The organism is Pseudomonas sp. PvP027, from assembly GCF_017833005.1.
Lineage (GTDB): Bacteria > Pseudomonadota > Gammaproteobacteria > Pseudomonadales > Pseudomonadaceae > Aquipseudomonas > Aquipseudomonas congelans.
Genome location: NZ_JAFIBK010000001.1, coordinates 215,484 through 234,318, shown reverse-complemented (window position 1 = coordinate 234,318; position 18,835 = coordinate 215,484). Strand labels below are relative to the sequence as shown.

Here is an 18,835-nt window from a genome sequence, read left to right as displayed (position 1 = left end):
ACTGCAACATGGCGAGCACGACATCGGCCTGATCAACACCGTACCGTCGGCGTTGAAAGCACTGCTGGACGTAGATGGGCTGCCAGAATCGGTTCACACCGTAAACGTCGCCGGTGAAGCGCTCAAACGCAGTCTGGTGGAAAACCTGTTCGAGAACACCGGCGTGCAGCGCCTGTGCAACCTCTATGGCCCTTCGGAAACCACCACCTATTCAAGCTGGGTGGCCATGGACCGCGAAGAGGGCTTCGCAGCGCACATCGGCAAGCCGGTTGGCAACACGCAGTTTTACCTGCTGGACGAACAGCAGCAGCCTGTACCAATGGGTGTCGCGGGTGAAATCTACATCGGCGGTGCCGGCGTGGCGCGGGGCTACCTGAACCGTGACGACCTGACCGCCGAACGCTTCCTCGAAGACCCGTTCAGCCAAAACCCAGCGGCACGCATGTACCGCACCGGCGACCTTGGCCGCTACCTGCCAGACGGCAATATCGAATACCTGGGCCGTAACGACGATCAGGTGAAAATCCGCGGTTTCCGTATCGAGCTCGGTGAGATCGATGCACGCCTGGCCAAACACCCGGCCGTCCACGAAGCCGTAGTGACAGCTCGCGAAGATGTGCCGGGCGACAAGCGTCTGGTGGCTTATTACACCCTGATCGCAGGACATGCTCCGGTAGACATCGACAGCCTGCGCGGCTGGCTGCAGGAACAATTGCCGGCCTACATGATCCCGGTGGCTTATGTGCTACTGGATGCACTGCCACTGACTCCGAACGGCAAGCTGGACCGCAAGGCCCTGCCAGCACCCGAAATTGATGCACTGGTCAGCCGTGGCTATGAAGCCCCACAAGGCGAAACCGAAGCGCAGATCGCGGCTATCTGGCAAGACCTGCTGGGCGTTGCCCAGGTCGGTCGACACGACAACTTCTTCGAGCTGGGCGGTCATTCGCTGCTGGCGGTCAGCCTGATCGGGCGTATGCGTCAGTCGGGCTTGAGCTCGGACGTGCGCGTGCTGTTCGGCCAGCCGACGCTGGCTGCACTCGCAGCGGCGGTCGGCGGTGGCACAGAAGTCGTGGTGCCCGCAAACCTGATTTCCGAGCACTGCGAACACATCACCCCGGACTTGCTGCCGCTGGCCGACCTGACCCAGGCGCAGATCGACCAGGTGGTCGCCAGCGTGCCGGGCGGCGTGGCGAATGTGCAGGACATCTACCCGCTGGCGCCGTTGCAGGAAGGCATCCTCTATCACCACCTCAGCGCTGAGCGCGGTGATCCGTATCTGCTGCAATCGCTGTTCGCCTTCGACAGCCAGAAGCATGTCGACGACTTTGCCCGCGCCTTGCAGTTCGTGATCCAGCGCCATGACATTCTGCGCACGGCTCTGGTCTGGGAGGGGCTGGACGAACCGATGCAAGTGGTCTGGCGTCAGGCGTTGCTGCTGCGTGAAAGCTTTGACCCAGACCCGCAAGGCGGCGACGTCGCGGCACAGTTGCACCAGCGTTTCGACTCCCGCCACCAGCGTCTGGACATTCGTCGGGCGCCGATGATGCGTCTTGTACACGCCTGGGATGAGCCCAACCAGCGCTGGCTGGGTTGGCTGCAGTTCCATCATCTGGTCATGGACCATACCACGCTGGACGTAGTGCGCTATGAGATGCAGGCCTATCTGCTGGGGCAGGGGGCTCAACTGGGCTTGGCGGCGCCATATCGCAATTATGTCGCTCAGGTCCGCCTGGGCATGAGCCAGGAGGAACATGAGGTATTCTTCCGCGACATGTTGAGTGACGTTGACGAGGCGACGCTGCCGTTCGGTTTGCAGGAAGTGCAAGGTGACGGTCATGGCATCGAAGAAGACTGTCTGGCGGTGGATCTGGAGCTCAGCCGTCGTTTGCGGGCCCAGGCCCGTCAACTGGGAGTCAGTGCCGCAAGCCTTGTCCACCTGGCCTGGGCGCAGCTGTTGAGCAAGACCTCGGGGCGTGACGACGTAGTGTTCGGCACCGTGCTGCTGGGCCGGATGCACGGTGGCGAAGGCTCGGACCGAGCGCTGGGTGTGTTTATCAACACCTTGCCGCTGCGTGTGGGCCTGGGCGACCAAGGCGTGCGTGACGGGGTCAAGGCCACGCACCGGCGGTTGACCGCATTACTCGGGCATGAACACGCGTCTCTGGCGCTGGCCCAGCGTTGCAGTGGCGTGGTCGCACCAGCGCCGTTGTTCAGCGCGCTGCTCAACTATCGCCACACCAGCGTTGCCGTGACCGATGAGACGCTGACCGCCTGGAATGGCATACATGCGCTGCCGCTGGGCGATGAAGAACGCACCAACTATCCACTGACCCTCAACGTCGATGACCGGGGCGAAGACTTCCTGTTGACTGTGCAGACTGTACCGCTGATCGACGCCGCTCGGATCTGCGCCTACATGCAGCAAACCTTGAGCAATCTGGTCAACGCGCTGGAGCAGGCACCGCAGACTCCGTTGCACGCCATTTCGATACTGCCGGACAGCGCGCGCGAGCAGTTGCTTGAACAGTGCGAGCAGCCCGGCAATACCTACCCAAGCGAGACACCGATTCATCTGCAATTCGAAGCCCGCGCTGCACAACAGCCAGACGCCGTGGCGCTGGTGTTCGAAGAGCAGACCCTGAGCTACGGCGAACTCAACGCGCGTGCCAACCAGGTCGCGCACCGCCTGCTGGCACAAGGCGTTCGTCCGGATGATCGGGTGGCGATCTGCGTCGAACGCGGCCCGGCGATGATTATCGGCTTGCTGGGGATCCTCAAGTCCGGGGCCGGTTATGTGCCGCTGGACCCGGCTTACCCGCTTGAGCGCCTGGCGTATACCCTCGGCGACAGCGCCCCGGTGGCGTTGTTGAGCCAGCAGTCAGTGCAGCAAGCCCTGCCGGTATCCGAAGTGCCGGTGATCAGTCTTGACTATGCCGATTTGCAGGACGAATCCGTCTGCAATCCGCAGGTGCCGGTAAAGCCTACCCACCTGGCTTATGTGATCTACACCTCCGGCTCCACAGGCCTGCCCAAAGGCGTGATGGTCGAGCATCGCAACGTGGCACGGCTGTTTTCCGCCACCGAAGACTGGTTCGGCTTCAATGAACAGGATGTCTGGGCGCTGTTCCATTCCTTCGCTTTTGACTTCTCTGTGTGGGAAATCTGGGGCGCGTTGCTGCACGGCGGCCGTCTGTTGATCGTCCCGCAACTGGTCAGCCGTTCGCCCGAAGACTTCTACAACCTGCTGTGCAGTGCCGGGGTGACGGTGCTCAACCAGACGCCAAGTGCGTTCCGTCAACTGATTGCTGCCCAGGCTGAAAACACCCAGGCACACTCGCTGCGCCAGGTGATCTTTGGTGGTGAGGCGCTGGAAACGGCGATGCTCAAGCCGTGGTACGCCCGCAACGTGAATGCCGGCACGCAACTGGTGAACATGTATGGCATCACCGAAACCACCGTGCACGTCACCTACTACCCGTTGCAGCCTGAAGACGCCCAGCGCGTCGGTGCCAGCCCGATCGGCAAACGCATCCCGGACCTGCAGCTTTATCTGCTCGACGCCCAAGGCGAACCAGTACCGGCAGGCGTGATCGGCGAGCTGTACGTGGGCGGTGCCGGTGTTGCTCGTGGCTACCTGAACCGTGAAGCACTGACGGCCGAGCGTTTCCTCGATAACCCGTTCAGTACAGCACCGGCTGCGCGGCTGTACCGTACCGGCGACCTGGGCCGCTGGCTGGCCGATGGCAGCCTGGAATACTTGGGGCGCAACGACGAACAGGTCAAGATTCGCGGCTTCCGCATCGAACTGGGCGAGATCGAAACGCGTCTGGCCGAATATCCTGACGTCCGCGATGCCGTTGTGATGTGCCGTGAGGATGTGCCCGGCGACAAACGTCTGGTGGCCTATGTCACGGCGCAGCAGACGGAAAGCCTGCTGGACATCGAAAGCCTGCGCGAGCATCTGCAGGACGCATTGCCGGAGCACATGGTGCCCGCAGCCTACGTGCAACTCGATGAGTTGCCCCTGACGGCCAACGGCAAGCTCGACCGCAAGGCGTTGCCGGTGCCTGACCGCTCGGCGCTGGCCAGTCGTGGCTACGCAGCACCTGAAAACGATACCGAGATGGCCATCGCGCGGATCTGGCAAGACCTGCTGCAATTGGAGCAGGTCGGTCGTCATGACAACTTCTTCGAACTGGGCGGCCACTCGCTGCTGGCCGTGAAACTGATCGAACGCATGCGTCAGATTGATCTGGTTGCCGACGTCCGCGTGCTGTTCAGCCAGCCGACCCTGTCCGCCCTGGCGGCGGCGGTGGGCGGCAAAGGTGCAGTGGAAGTACCCGCCAACCTTATTACCGCTGGCTGCGAGCGCATCACCCCGGACATGCTGCCTCTGGCAGCGCTGAGCCAGGATGATATCGACCGCGTGGTGGCAAGCGTGCCCGGCGGTCTGGCCAACGTGCAGGATATCTACGCCCTGGCACCGCTGCAGGAAGGGATTTTGTATCACCACCTTGCCGCGACCGAGGGTGACCCGTACCTGCAATACGCACTGTTTGCCTTTGACAGCCTCGAGCGTCTGCACGGTTTCGCCCAGGCTATGCAAGGCGTAATCGCCCGGCACGATATCCTGCGCACCGCGGTGCTATGGGAGCGTCTCGACGCTCCAGTGCAGGTGGTCTGGCGTGAAGCGACCCTGGGCATGGACGAACAGGTGCTGGACTCGGCCGATGGCGACATCGCCGAACAACTGCTCGAACGTCTGGCCCCTCGCCACACGCGCCTGGACATTCGTCAGGCGCCGATGTTGCGCATCGGTTATGCACATGACGAGGTGAACAATCGCTGGCTGGGCATGCTGCTGTTCCATCACCTGGTGGACGACGCCACGTCGCTGCGCACTCTCAGCAGCGAAATCGAGGCCTATATGCTGGGGCAGCAAGCCTCGCTGCCACCGTCCGTGCCTTACCGCAATTACGTGGCGCAAGCCATGCTCGGCGTGAGCCGCGAGGAGCACGAAGCGTTTTTCCGCGACATGCTCGGTGACATCGATGAGCCGACGCTGCCGTTCGGCCTGCTGGACGTGCAGGGCGACGGTCGCGGCATCGAGGAAGCGCACCAGATGGTCGATATGGACCTGAGCCGCCGCCTGCGCTTGCAGGCCCGTCAGTTCGGGGTCAGCTCCGCCAGTCTGTATCACCTGGCATGGGCCCGTGTTCTGGGCGCTTTGTCAGGCAAGGATGATGTGGTGTTCGGCACGGTATTGCTCGGCCGCCTGCAGGGTGGTGCCGGGTCTGACCGGGCGCTGGGGATGTTCATCAACACCTTGCCGCTGCGGGTCACGCTGGGCGAGCAGGGCGTGCGCAGCGGTCTGAAGGCAACCCACGCCAGGCTCAGCGGGCTGCTTGCCCATGAACACGCTTCGTTGGTACTGGCACAGCGTTGCAGTGGTGTGTCCGCTTCGACACCGCTGTTCAGCGCCTTGCTCAACTACCGACATGTCGCCGGTGAGGCCAGCCAGCAGACACTGGACGCCTGGCAAGGCATCGAAAGCCTGCGTGGCGAAGAGCGCACCAATTATCCGCTGACCCTTTCAGTAAACGATGAGGGAACGGGCTTCAGTTTAACCATTCAAGCCAGCGCCTGCATCGACGCGCAACGCGTCTGCGCGTATGTGCAGACCACTCTGGAGAATGTGGTCAGCGCACTGGAGCAGTCCGGCGAGGTGCCGCTGGCAGGCTTGTCGGTTCTGTCGGCGGCGGAGCGTGAGCATCTGGTGCATGGCCTGAACGCTACCGCAATGGATTACTCGCAGCAGCAGACCATCCACGGGATGTTCGAAGCACAGGTCGAGCGCACACCGGATGCTTTGGCAGTGGTTCATGGCGAGCAGCGCCTGACTTATGGCGAGCTTAACGAGCAGGCCAACCGCCTGGCGCATGCCTTGCGCAAGCAGGGCGTGCAGCCGGATTCGCGGGTCGGGATCTGTGTAGAACGCGGCGTGGATATGGTCGTCGGCTTGCTGGCGATCCTCAAGGCGGGCGGCGGCTATGTGCCGCTGGACCCGGCGTATCCGGCAGAACGAATTGCCTACATGTTGCAGGACAGCGCGCCGGCCGCAGTGCTGGTTCAAACTGCTACTCAGGGTTTGCTGGCCGATGTTTCGGTGCCTGTGATCAATCTTGACCTGAGCGATTGGCAGGACGAATCCGTCCAGAATCCGCAGGTGCCGGGGCTGACTTCGGCGCATCTGGCGTACCTGATCTACACCTCGGGTTCTACCGGCCTGCCGAAGGGCGTGATGATCGAACACCGCAACACCGTGAACTTCCTGACCTGGGCGCATAAGGCTTTCGACGGCTCTGTACTGGAAAAAACGCTGTTCTCCACTTCGCTGAACTTTGACCTCGCCGTCTATGAGTGCTTCGCGCCGCTGACGTCGGGTGGCAGCATCAATGTGGTGAAGGATGTTCTGGAGCTGCAACACGGCGAGCACGATATCGGTCTGATCAACACCGTACCTTCGGCGCTGAGAGCGCTGCTGGACGTTAACGGCCTGCCGGAATCGGTCCACACAGTGAACGTGGCCGGTGAAGCGCTCAAGCGCAGCCTGGTGGAAAACCTGTTCGAGAACACCGGCGTGCAGCGCCTGTGCAACCTCTACGGCCCTTCGGAAACCACTACCTACTCAAGCTGGGTGGCCATGGACCGCAAAGATGGCTTCGCAGCGCACATCGGCAAACCGGTCGGCAACACGCAGTTTTACCTGCTGGACCAACAGCAACAGCCTGTGCCACTGGGTGTTGCCGGTGAAATCTACATCGGCGGCGCCGGTGTGGCGCGGGGTTACCTGAACCGTGATGACCTCACCGCCGAGCGCTTCCTCAAAGACCCGTTCAGCCAGCAACCAGCGGCACGCATGTACCGCACCGGCGACCTTGGCCGCTACCTGCCAGACGGCAATATCGAATACCTCGGTCGTAACGATGATCAGGTGAAAATCCGTGGCTTCCGTATCGAACTCGGTGAGATCGATGCACGCCTGGCCAAACACCCGGCCGTTCACGAAGCGGTGGTCAACGCCCGCGAAGATGTTCCGGGTGACAAGCGTCTGGTGGCTTATTACACCCTGAGCGCAGGGCATGCTTCGGTAGACATCGACAGCCTGCGCGGTTGGCTGCAGGAGCAACTGCCGGCGCATATGATCCCGGTAGCCTATGTGCTGCTCGATGCACTGCCGCTGACGCCGAACGGCAAGCTGGACCGCAAGGCCTTGCCTGCACCGGACGCCGATGCACTGATCCGTCGTGGTTATGAAGCCCCACAAGGCGAAACCGAAACCCTGCTGGCGGAAATCTGGAGCGACTTGCTCTCGGTTGAACGCATCAGCCGTCACGACCAGTTCTTCGAGCTGGGCGGCCACTCCCTGCTGGCAATGCGCCTGATTTCGCAGATTCGCCAGCAACTGGGTGTCGAACTGAGCCTCGCGGCGCTGTTTGCCCACCCCGAACTGAGCGCCCTGGCACTGGCCATCGCCCGGGCCGGACGCAGCATCCTGCCGGATATCGTGCCAGTGGCACGCGATCAGGTCTGGCCGTTGTCGTTCGGCCAGCAACGTCTGTGGTTCCTTGCCCAGATGGAAGGCGCCAGCGCGGCCTACCACATGCCTGTCGGCCTGAGCCTGCGTGGCGAACTGGATCGTGCGGCAATGCAGCGGGCGCTGGAGCGTATCGTGGCGCGCCATGAGGGCTTGCGCACCACCTTCATGAAGGGCGATGACGAACAGCCATTGCAACGGATCAGCCCGGCGGATGCCGGCTTCAACCTGCAACTGCATGATCTGCAAGGGCTGGTGGATGCCAAAGAGAAGCTTCAGGCACTGGCCAGCGAAGAGTCGCTGCAAGGCTTCGATCTGGAACAGGGTCCGTTGATTCGTGGCCGCCTGATTCGTATGGCCGAGGACCATCACGTCCTGTTGCTCACCATGCACCACATCGTTTCCGATGGCTGGTCGATTGGCGTGCTGACCCGTGAACTGGCCGCGCTCTATGCGGCATTCAGTCAGGGCCAGGACGACCCGCTGGCACCGCTGGCGCTGCACTACCTGGACTACGCGGTGTGGCAGCGTCGCTGGTTGAGCGGCGATCTGTTGCAGCAACAAAGCGACTACTGGCAGCAAACCCTGGCAGACGCTCCGGCGCTGCTGATGTTGCCCACCGACCGGGTACGTCCGGCGCAGCAGGACTATGCCGGCGCGATGCTGCCTGTGGTTTTCGACGAAGACCTGACTCGCGGCCTCAAGGCATTGAGCCAGCGTCACGGCAGCACCCTGTTCATGACCGTCATGGCCGCCTGGGCTGCACTGTTGGGACGTCTGTCCGGTCAGGACGATGTGGTCATCGGCACGCCAGTGGCCAACCGCACACGCAGTGAGACCGAAGGATTGGTGGGCCTGTTCGTCAATACCCTGGGGATCCGCGTCGACCTCAGTGACAAGCCCACGGCAGAGACGCTGCTGGCGCGGGTCAGGACCAACACGTTAGGCGCGCAGGACCATCAGGACCTGCCGTTCGAACAAGTGGTGGAAGTGATCAAGCCGGTGCGCAGCCTGTCGCACAGCCCGGTGTTCCAGGCCATGCTCAGCTGGCAGGACATGGGCGGTGGGGATTTGGCCCTCGGTGATCTGCAACTGGAAAGCCTGAGCGCGGGCCATACGCTGTCCAAGTTCGATCTCTCGCTGGACATCGGCGAAGCCCAGGGCCAGCTGTTCGGTTCGCTGGAATATGCCACTGCGTTGTTCGATGAAAGCACCATCGCCCGTTATCTGGGCTACCTGCAGCGTTTGCTGCATGCCATGGTCGCCGACGACCGCCAGGTACTGGAGCATGTGCCACTGCTCGATACAGTGGAACGCAAGCATCTGCTGGTCGACCTTAACGCTACCGACGTGCCTTACCCGCAAGACTCCACGATTCATCAGCTGTTCGAAGAAAAGGTCCAGGCACAGCCCGACGCCATCGCCGTGGCCTTCCAGGCGCAGCGCTTGAGCTATGCCGAACTGAATCGCCAGGCCAACCGTCTGGCTCACCACCTCATCGGTCTGGGCATCGGTCCGGATGATCGGGTGGCGATCTGCGTCGAACGTGGGGTGAAAATGATAGTCGGGCTGCTCGGCGTGCTCAAAGCGGGTGCCGCCTATGTGCCGCTGGACCCGGCGTACCCGGCCGAGCGCCTGGCGTACATGATCGACGACAGCCAGCCAGCGGCGTTGCTCACCCAGCGCGGCTTGCAGGAGCGCTTGCCCGCACTGTGCATGCCGCTGGTATTGCTCGACGACGATCATTGCCAGGGCTTTACCGAGTGTGATGACAACCCGGTCGTAGCGACTCTCGGCATGCGCAACCTGGCCTATGTGATCTACACCTCGGGTTCCACCGGCAAACCCAAGGGGGTGATGATCGAGCACCGTGGCCTGGTCAACTACAGCGTCGATGCTGCACGCCTGTTTGGCCTGTCCCAGAGCGACACCGTGCTGCAACAGAACACCCTTAACTTCGACCTGTCGGTGGAGGAGATCTTCCCGGCGCTGCTGGCCGGCGCCACCCTGGCACCAAGTCGCGAGATCTTCGGCAGTGAGGGCACTGAGAATCACGGCATTTACCCGACCGTTCTGCACTTGACCGCCGCCCACTGGCACACGCTGGTGGCCGAATGGCACAACCAGCCTCAGGCTGCTGAACAACGCCTGGCCGAGGTGCGCCTGATCAACGTCACAGGTGACGCATTGTCGGCACAGAAACTCAAGCTCTGGGATGAGGTGCGCCCGGCGCATACCCGCCTGATCAACACCTACGGGCCGACCGAAGCGACAGTGTCCTGCACGGCGGCTTACGTCAGTCACGACGCTTTGGCCGGCAGCGAAGGCAGCGGTAACGCGACCATCGGCAAACCGATGGCCAACACCCGCATCTACCTGCTCGACGAACACCAGCAGCCAGTGCCATACGGCGTGGCCGGTGAGATTTTCATCGGTGGCGACGGCGTGGCACGCGGTTACCTGAACCTTGCCGAGGTCAATGCCGAGCGCTTCCTCGCGGATCCGTTCAGCAACAGCCGTGATGCCCGGATGTACAAAACCGGTGACCTGGCGCGCTACATGGCTGACGGTCGTATCGAGTACCTGGGACGTAACGACTTCCAGGTCAAGGTGCGCGGTTTCCGTATCGAGCTGGGCGAAATCGAAGCGCGTCTCGGCAGTTGCAAAGGGGTCAAGGAAGCCGTGGTGATCGCTCGGGAGGACAATCCCGGTGAAAAACGTCTCGTGGCCTACGTGATCGCCCAGCCACAAGCGAACCTGGACGTCGCCAGACTGCGTGCCGAACTGGCACCGCAACTGGCCGAGTACATGCTGCCGAGTGCTTTCGTGCTGCTTGATGCACTGCCGCTGACACCGAATCGCAAACTCGATCGCAAAGCCTTGCCGGCGCCGGCGGACAACGCCTTTGCCAGTCGCGAGCACGTCGCTCCGCAAGGCACCAGCGAAAAAGCCCTGGCGCAGATCTGGCAGAACCTGCTCAACCTGGAAGCAGTAGGGCGTCATGACCACTTCTTCGAGCTGGGCGGGCACTCGCTGCTGGCGATGCGTCTGATTTCCCAGGTGCGTCAGCGCATGGGCGTCGAGCTGAGCCTGGCGGACATCTTCGCCCAGCCGGAGCTGGCGGCGCTGGCTCAGGTGGTGGCGCACGCTGCCGGCAGCAGCCAGCAGCCCATCGTGCCGGTGTCTCGCGATCAGGCCTTGCCGCTGTCGTTTGCCCAGCAACGCCTTTGGTTCCTCGCACAGCTGGATGGCGGCAGTGCGGCTTATCACATTCCAGCCGGTCTGCGTCTGCGCGGCAGCCTCGATCAGGACGCACTGAAACGCGCGCTGGACCGTATCGTTGCGCGCCACGAGGCGTTGCGTACGACCTTTGTACAAGAGCAGGACCAGGATCCGCTGCAGCGCATCGCCCCGGCCGATATCGGTTTCAGCCTGCAACTGCAGGTGCTGACCGGGCAGGCCGATGCGGAACAACAATTGCTCGCCATCGCCGCAGAAGAGGCCGAGCAGGGCTTTGATTTGCTCAATGGCCCGCTGGTGCGCGGACGCCTGGTATGCCTGGCCGATGACGACCATGTGTTGCTGGTGACCATGCACCACATTGTCTCCGACGGCTGGTCCGCAGGTGTATTGACCCGTGAACTGGGCCTGCTCTATGCGGCGTTCAGCGAGGGTGCCGAGGATCCGTTGCCAGCGTTGCCGGTGCAATACGCCGATTACGCGCTGTGGCAGCGCAACTGGCTGAGCGGTGACGTGCTGCAGCAACAGCGCCAGTACTGGCAGCAGACTCTGGCCGGTGCGCCAGCCTTGTTGACCTTGCCGAGCGACCGGCCACGCCCGGCGCAACAGGACTACAGTGGTCAGTTGCTCGGGCTGGTGCTCGACGCCGACCTGACCCGTGGCCTCAAGGCGCTGAGCCAGCGGCATGGCAGCAGCCTGTTCATGACGGTCATGGCCGCATGGGCTGCGCTGCTGGGACGTCTGGCCGGTCAGGACGACGTGGTCATCGGTACGCCGGTGGCCAACCGCATGCGTGCCGAAGTAGAGGACCTGATCGGGTTCTTCGTCAACACCCTGGCCGTACGCGTCGACCTCTCGGGCAGACCGAGCGTGCAAAGCCTGTTGCAGCAGGTCAAACAGCAAACCCTGGCCGCTCAGGCGAATCAGGATCTGCCGTTCGAACAGGTGGTTGAGGTGGTTCGCCCACAACGCAGCCTGTCCCACAGCCCGATCTTCCAGGCCATGCTGTCGTGGCAGAACAACGAAGCGTCCGATCTGGCGCTGGGCGACATGACCCTGCAGGGCGTCGCGGTGGCAGGCCATACGGCCAAGTTCGACCTGACGCTGGACATGACCGAGGTTGGCGATCAATTGATCGGCACGCTGGAATACGCCACGGCACTGTTCGACGAAAGCACTCTGCAGCGCTACATGGGCTACTTCCAGCGTTTGCTGGAAGCGATGGTCGCCGACGACCGCCAGTTGCTGGAACAGGTGCCGTTGCTCGATGCGGTGGAGCGCCAGCATCTGCTGGTCGAGCTTAACGCTACCGATATGCCTTACCCGCAGGACTGCACGATTCACCAACTGTTTGAAGAAAAGGTTCAGACACAGCCCGACGCCATCGCCGTGATCTTCGAGGCGCAGCGCCTGAGCTATGCCGAATTGAACCGTCAGGCCAACCGTCTGGCCCATCACCTGATCGGCCTGGGCATCGGCCCGGACTATCGGGTGGCGATCTGCGTCGAGCGCGGCGTGGAAATGATGATCGGCCTGCTCGGTGTGCTCAAGGCAGGGGCGGCTTATGTGCCGCTGGACCCGGCGTATCCGGCCGAGCGCCTGGCCTACATGATCAATGACAGCCAGCCAACGGCATTGCTGACCCAGCGTGATCTGCAGAAACGCTTGCCGACCCTTGCTTTGCCGCTGGTGCTGCTCGACGACGATCAGCGCAACACCTTTACCGAGCGTGACGACAACCCGGTGGTGGAAGCCCTCGGCGTGCGCAACCTGGCGTATGTGATCTACACCTCGGGCTCGACTGGCAATCCGAAGGGGGTGATGATCGAACATCGCGGTCTGGTCAACTACAGCGTCGATGCAGCACGTCTGTTTGCACTGTCCCAGAGCGACACCGTGCTGCAACAGAACACCTTGAACTTCGACCTCTCGGTGGAGGAAATCTTCCCGGCGCTGCTGGCCGGCGCCACGCTGGCGCCAAGTCGCGAGATCTTCGGCAGCGAAGGGACTGAAACTCACGGCATTCAACCCACCGTACTGCACTTGACCGCTGCGCATTGGCATACGTTGGTGGCCGAATGGCACAACCAGCCGCAGGCTGCCATGCAGCGTCTGGCCGAGGTGCGTCTGATCAATGTCACGGGTGACGCATTGTCGGCACAGAAGCTCAAACTCTGGGACGAGGTGCGCCCGGCGCATACCCGCCTGATCAACACTTACGGGCCAACCGAAGCCACGGTGTCCTGCACCGCAGCCTACGTCAGTCATAACGCCGTGACCGGCAGCGAAGGCAGCGGCAACGCAACCATCGGCAAGCCAATGGCCAACACCCGCATCTACCTGCTCGACGCTCACCAGCAGCCGGTGCCGTATGGCGTGGCCGGTGAGATTTTCATCGGTGGCGACGGCGTGGCGCGCGGTTACCTGAACCTTGCCGAGGTCAATGCAGAGCGTTTCCTTACAGATCCGTTCAGCAACGACCCTGACGCAAGGATGTACAAAACCGGCGACCTGGCGCGCTACATGGTCGATGGCCGGATCGAGTACCTGGGCCGTAACGACTTCCAGGTCAAGGTGCGCGGTTTCCGCATCGAACTGGGCGAAATCGAAGCACGCCTGGGCAATTGCGCCGGGGTCAAGGAAGCCGTGGTGATTGCTCGGGAAGATAATCCTGGAGACAAACGTCTGGTGGCCTACGTAGTCGCGCAGCCGGATATGCACCTGACGGCCGCCAGCCTGCGTACCGAACTGGCGCCGCAACTGGCTGAATACATGCTGCCGAGCGCATTCGTGATCCTAGACGCCTTGCCGTTGACGCCGAACCGCAAGCTTGATCGCAACGCCTTGCCGGCGCCGCAAGCCGAGGCATTTGCCAGTCGCGAACACGTGCAACCGCAAGGTGACACCGAGGTGGCGCTGGCGCAGATCTGGCAAAACCTGCTCGATCTGGAACAGGTGGGTCGTCATGACCAGTTCTTCGAACTGGGCGGGCACTCGCTGCTGGCGATGCGCCTGATTTCCCAGGTGCGCCAGCACCTGGGTGTCGAGCTGGGCCTGGCGGATATCTTCGCTCAGCCGGAACTCGCCGCCATGGCACGGATACTCGCCGAAGCCAAAGGCAGCGTTCAGCCACCGATCGTAACGGTGTCCCGTGATCAGGCCTTGCCGTTGTCGTTTTCCCAGCAGCGTCTGTGGTTCCTTGCACAGCTTGAAGGCGGCAGCGCGGCTTACCATATCCCGGCAGGGCTGCGTATACGTGGCACTCTGGACAAGCCTGCGCTGGAGAGAGCGCTGGATCGTATCGTCGCCCGCCACGAAGTGCTGCGTACGACCTTTGTGCAAGAGCAGGATCAGGAGCCGGTGCAGCACATTGCTGCGGCCGATATCGGTTTCAGCCTGCAACTGCAGGTGCTGAACGGGCAGGCGGATGCTGAAGAGCAACTGCTCGCCATCACCGCTGAAGAGGCCAACGAAGGCTTCGATCTGCTCAACGGCCCGCTGGTACGGGGACGCCTGGTGCGCATGGCCGAGGACGATCATGTGTTGCTGGTGACGATGCACCATATCGTCTCCGACGGCTGGTCCGCGGATGTGCTGACCCGTGAGCTGGGTGTGCTCTATGCCGCGTTCAGTGCCGGTGCCGACGATCCGTTGCCCGCTTTGCCGGTGCAATATGCCGACTATGCCGTGTGGCAGCGCAACTGGCTGAGCGGCGACGTGCTGCAGCAACAGCGCCAGTACTGGCAGCAGACCCTGGGCGGTGCACCAGCCTTGCTGACCTTGCCGACCGACCGGCCACGCCCGGCACAACAGGACTACAGCGGCAACATTCGCGGCCTGGTGCTCGATGCAGAGCTGACCCGTGGCCTCAAGGCGCTGAGCCAGCGGCATGGCAGCACCCTGTTCATGACCGTGATGGTCGCATGGGCCTCGCTGCTGGGGCGTCTGGCCGGTCAGGACGATGTGGTGATCGGTACACCGGTGGCCAACCGCCTGCGTGCCGAAGTGGAGGACCTGATCGGGTTCTTCGTCAACACCCTGGCAATACGCATCGATCTCTCCGGCGCACCCAGCGTCGAAGCGTTGATGCAGCAGGTCAAGCGTCAGACGCTGGCAGCGCAGAGCCATCAGGACCTGCCGTTCGAGCAGGTGGTCGAGGTGGTTCGCCCACAACGCAGCCTGTCCCATAGCCCGATCTTCCAGGCCATGTTGTCCTGGCAGAACAACGAAACGTCCGAACTGGCGCTGGGCAACATGAACCTGCAAGGCGTGGCGGTAAATGACCACACGGCCAAGTTCGATCTGGTGCTGGACATGACCGAAGTCGGCGATCAATTGGTCGGCACGCTGGAATACGCCACCGCGCTGTTCGACGAAAGCACCATGGTCCGTTACCTGGGCTATTTCCAGCGCGTGCTGGAAGCCATGGTCGCCAATGAGCACCGCATACTGGAACACGTGCCATTGGTGGATGCAGTTGAGCGTCAGCACCTGTTGACCGGTCTTAATGCAACCGACCGTGCTTACCCTCAGGGTCAGTTGATGCACCGCCTTTTCGAGGCGCAGGCAGCGTCCCGACCTCAGGCGCTTGCGGCCCGCCAGGGCGAGCAGACGCTGACCTACGCCGAACTCGACAGCCGCGCCAACGCCCTGGCTCAGCATTTGCGCCAACGCGGCGTGCAAGCGGGAACCCGAGTGGCAATTCTTCTGGATCGTTCGGTGGAGCTGCTGACCAGCATGCTGGCCACGCTCAAGTGCGGCGCGGCTTATCTGGCGCTGGATCGCCTGGCTCCCGAAGAGCGTGTGCGCTTCATGCTCGAGGACAGCGAAGCAACCCTGTTGCTGACCCGCAGCGAGCTGACGGCAACTGAAACGACGCCGCGACTCGATCTGGACACCCTGGAGCTGTCAGCGGCCAACCAGGGGCCAGTCGCGCTTGCAGATGAAGGCGCAGGCGAGACCCCCGCGTGCATCATCTACACCTCCGGCTCCACCGGCCTGCCCAAGGGCGTGATCGTGACCCACAACGGCATTGTGCGGCTGGTGCGGGACAACTATGACTTCCGTGCCGATGACCGCGTGGCGTTTTCTTCCAACCCGGCGTTCGACGCCAGCAGCCCGGAGATATGGGGCGCGTTGCTCAATGGCGGCCAGTCGATAATTGTCGAGCCCTCTGTGGTGCTTGAGCCGGCAGCCTTTGCTGCCTTGCTCAAACGCCATGCAGTCACGGTGATGTTCAGCTCGACCGCCTTGTTCAACCTGTATGCCGGCTTGATTCCCGAGGCCCTGGCTGGCTTGCGCATGCTGGAGTGCGGCGGCGAACGGGCGGATCCGGCGTCGTTCCGCCGAGTACGTGAGCACTCGTCTCAAGTACGCCTGTTCAACGGCTACGGCCCGACCGAGGGCACGACGTGCGCTACGCGTTACGAAGTGTTCGATGTGCAGCCGGGTACCCTGAGCCTGCCGATCGGCAAACCCAACGCCAACGTGCGCATCTATCTGCTCGACGCGTGCGGCGAGCCGGTGCCGATGGGCAGCGTCGGCGAGATCTGCATCGGCGGTGTCGGGGTCGCGCTGGGTTACCTGAACCGCCCGGAACTGACCGCTGAACGCTTCAGCGACGACCCGTTCAGCCAGCAGGCGGGCGCGCGGCTCTATCGCACCGGCGACCTGGCGCGCTGGTTGCCGGATGGCAACCTCGACTACCTGGCGCGTAACGATGGCCAGGTGAAGGTCCGCGGCTTCCGCGTCGAACTGGGTGAGGTCGAAAGCAGCCTGCATGGGTGCAATGGCGTGCGCAACTCCGTGGTGGTGGCACGCGAAGACAGCCCGGGCGACACGCGTCTGGTGGCTTACTACACCGTGCATGCGGACGTTGAGGCACCCGAAGCGGAGGAACTGCGTGCCCACCTGAGCGCCGGCTTGCAGGAATACATGGTTCCGAGCGTATTCATCTGCCTGCCAGACTTGCCGCTGACGCTCAATGGCAAAGTGGATGTCCAGGCACTGCCAGCACCGACAGCGGATCAGTTCACGAGCAGTGCGTTTGAAGCCCCGGCAGGGGAGTTGGAGATTCGTCTGGCGCAAGCCTGGGCGGAGGTACTCGAGGTGCAGCAGGTGGGACGTCATGACAGCTTCTTCAGTCTCGGCGGTCACTCGCTGATGGCGGTGCGTCTGGTCAACCAACTGGTGCAGAGTGGCTTGTCGGTTTCCCTGGCCGACGTTTTCCAGCACGCCAGCGTCGCGGCCCTGGCCAGCTTGCTGGGCAGCCGCAGCGAAGAGGTTGCAGCGCAGCTGCATGAGCAACTGGTGCCGGTGCGCACCACCGGCAACCAGCGTCCGCTGTTTCTGGTCCACGAGTTCACCGGCCAGGATGCGCACTTCGCGGCGCTGGCGGTACACATCGACAGCGATATTCCGGTCTACGGGTTGAGCGGCATCCCGCTCGGTCAGGAACAGTTGCGGACCATGGAATGCCTGGCAACGCGCTTGCTGGGTGCGATGCGCACTGTTCAACCGCACGGGCCTTATCGTCTGGCGGGTTGGTCGTTCGGTGGGCTTCTGGCCTACGAAATCGCCATCCAGCTGGAGGGCATGGACGAGGAGGTCGAGTTTATCGGCATGCTCGACACTTACATGCCGCGTCTGGTGGATCAGGGTCGCGAGCGCTGGGACCTGCAGACGGCCCACCGCCAGCACTTGCTGGAACACTGCGAGCAGTTCTGGAGAGCCCGAGGTGAATGCACACAGGCCCTGGAGGCCCTTGAGCGAGTGCGTGCAGACCGGCAGGCCTTTGATTTCGTCGGGCTCCTGCAGCACTGCCGTGAACAGGGTGTGCTGCCACCGGAGCTGGAAATCTACACGAACGAGGATCTTTGCCAGTACCTCGACCGAGAGGTTGCCCACGGTCATGCGCAGGCCAATTACACGGTTTATCCCAACAGCGTGCCGCTGCACCTGTTCACGGCCATGGAGTGGCAACCCGACTCACAACGACACAGCGGTTACCTGGGCTGGGACGACGTACTGCCCGTCAGTCAGTTGCGCAGCATCAAGGTCGCGGGCGATCACTTGAGCATGATGAAGCCGCCACATATCGAGGGCCTGGGTCAGGCGATCAGCCAGGCGTTGGCTGAACTGCCCGATCGGCCACGGGGTGCTGACAACGCCCATCGGCCGTTGCTGACGATTCAGGGCGGACGCCGCGATCACGCGCCAATTTTCTGCGTACCGGGGGCAGGGGACAGTGTGACCGGCTTCATCGGCCTGGCCAATGCCCTGGGGCCGCACTGGCCGATCCACGGGCTGCAACCGCGCGGGCTGGATGGGCGCACGGTGCCTTACAGCCTGGTGGAAACCGCCGCCGAGGCTTACCTGCAAGCACTCGACAGCACTCATCCCGAAGGGCCGGTGCATCTGCTCGGTCATTCGTTCGGCGGCTGGGTGGCCTTTGAAATGGCCCAGCGCCTGACGGCACGTGGCCGCGAAGTGGCTTCGCTGACACTGATCGACAGTGAGTCGCCGGGCGGTAACGGCGTGGTGGGCAAACCTTACACCGCGATAGGCGTACTGGAACGTTTGATCGAAACCATGGAGCTGGCTGCGGGCAAGTCGCTGGGCATTGATCGTACGGCCTTCCGGACCCAGGACGATATCGGCCAGATGCGTTTGTTGCATGCCGGAATGGTGCGGGCAGGGATGTTGCCGCAGCGTTCGTCGCCGGACGCGATGCGCGGGCCTGCGCGAGCCTTCGGTACGGCGTTGCGCACTCGTTATCAGCCGTCGCAAATCTACACCGGACCGGTGCGTCTGGTGCTCGCTGATGACCCGGTGCTGGATGCGGCGGGCAATCAGCGCGAACAACAGGCGATGGTCAGCGGCTGGCGCCGGTGTGCCCCGGATCTCACTGTCTGGCGTGGGCCGGGCAACCATTTCACCATCCTCAAGGCACAGCATGTGCAGCATCTGGCGAACTGGTGGCTACCCCATGAATAG

At 62.8% G+C, this 18,835-nt stretch carries 1 protein-coding gene (running past one end of the window); it reads left to right on the top strand.

Features of this window, described 5'->3' with window-relative positions; genetic code table 11:
* Window positions 1-18,835, top strand: partial view of a syringopeptin non-ribosomal peptide synthetase SypC gene (gene sypC, locus JOE33_RS01030; protein ID WP_209924017.1) — the final stretch only. The gene continues 21,767 nt to the left of window position 1, outside the view; 18,835 of the gene's 40,602 nt are visible here — the last part of the coding sequence; the start codon falls outside the window, past its left edge; its stop codon occupies window positions 18,833-18,835.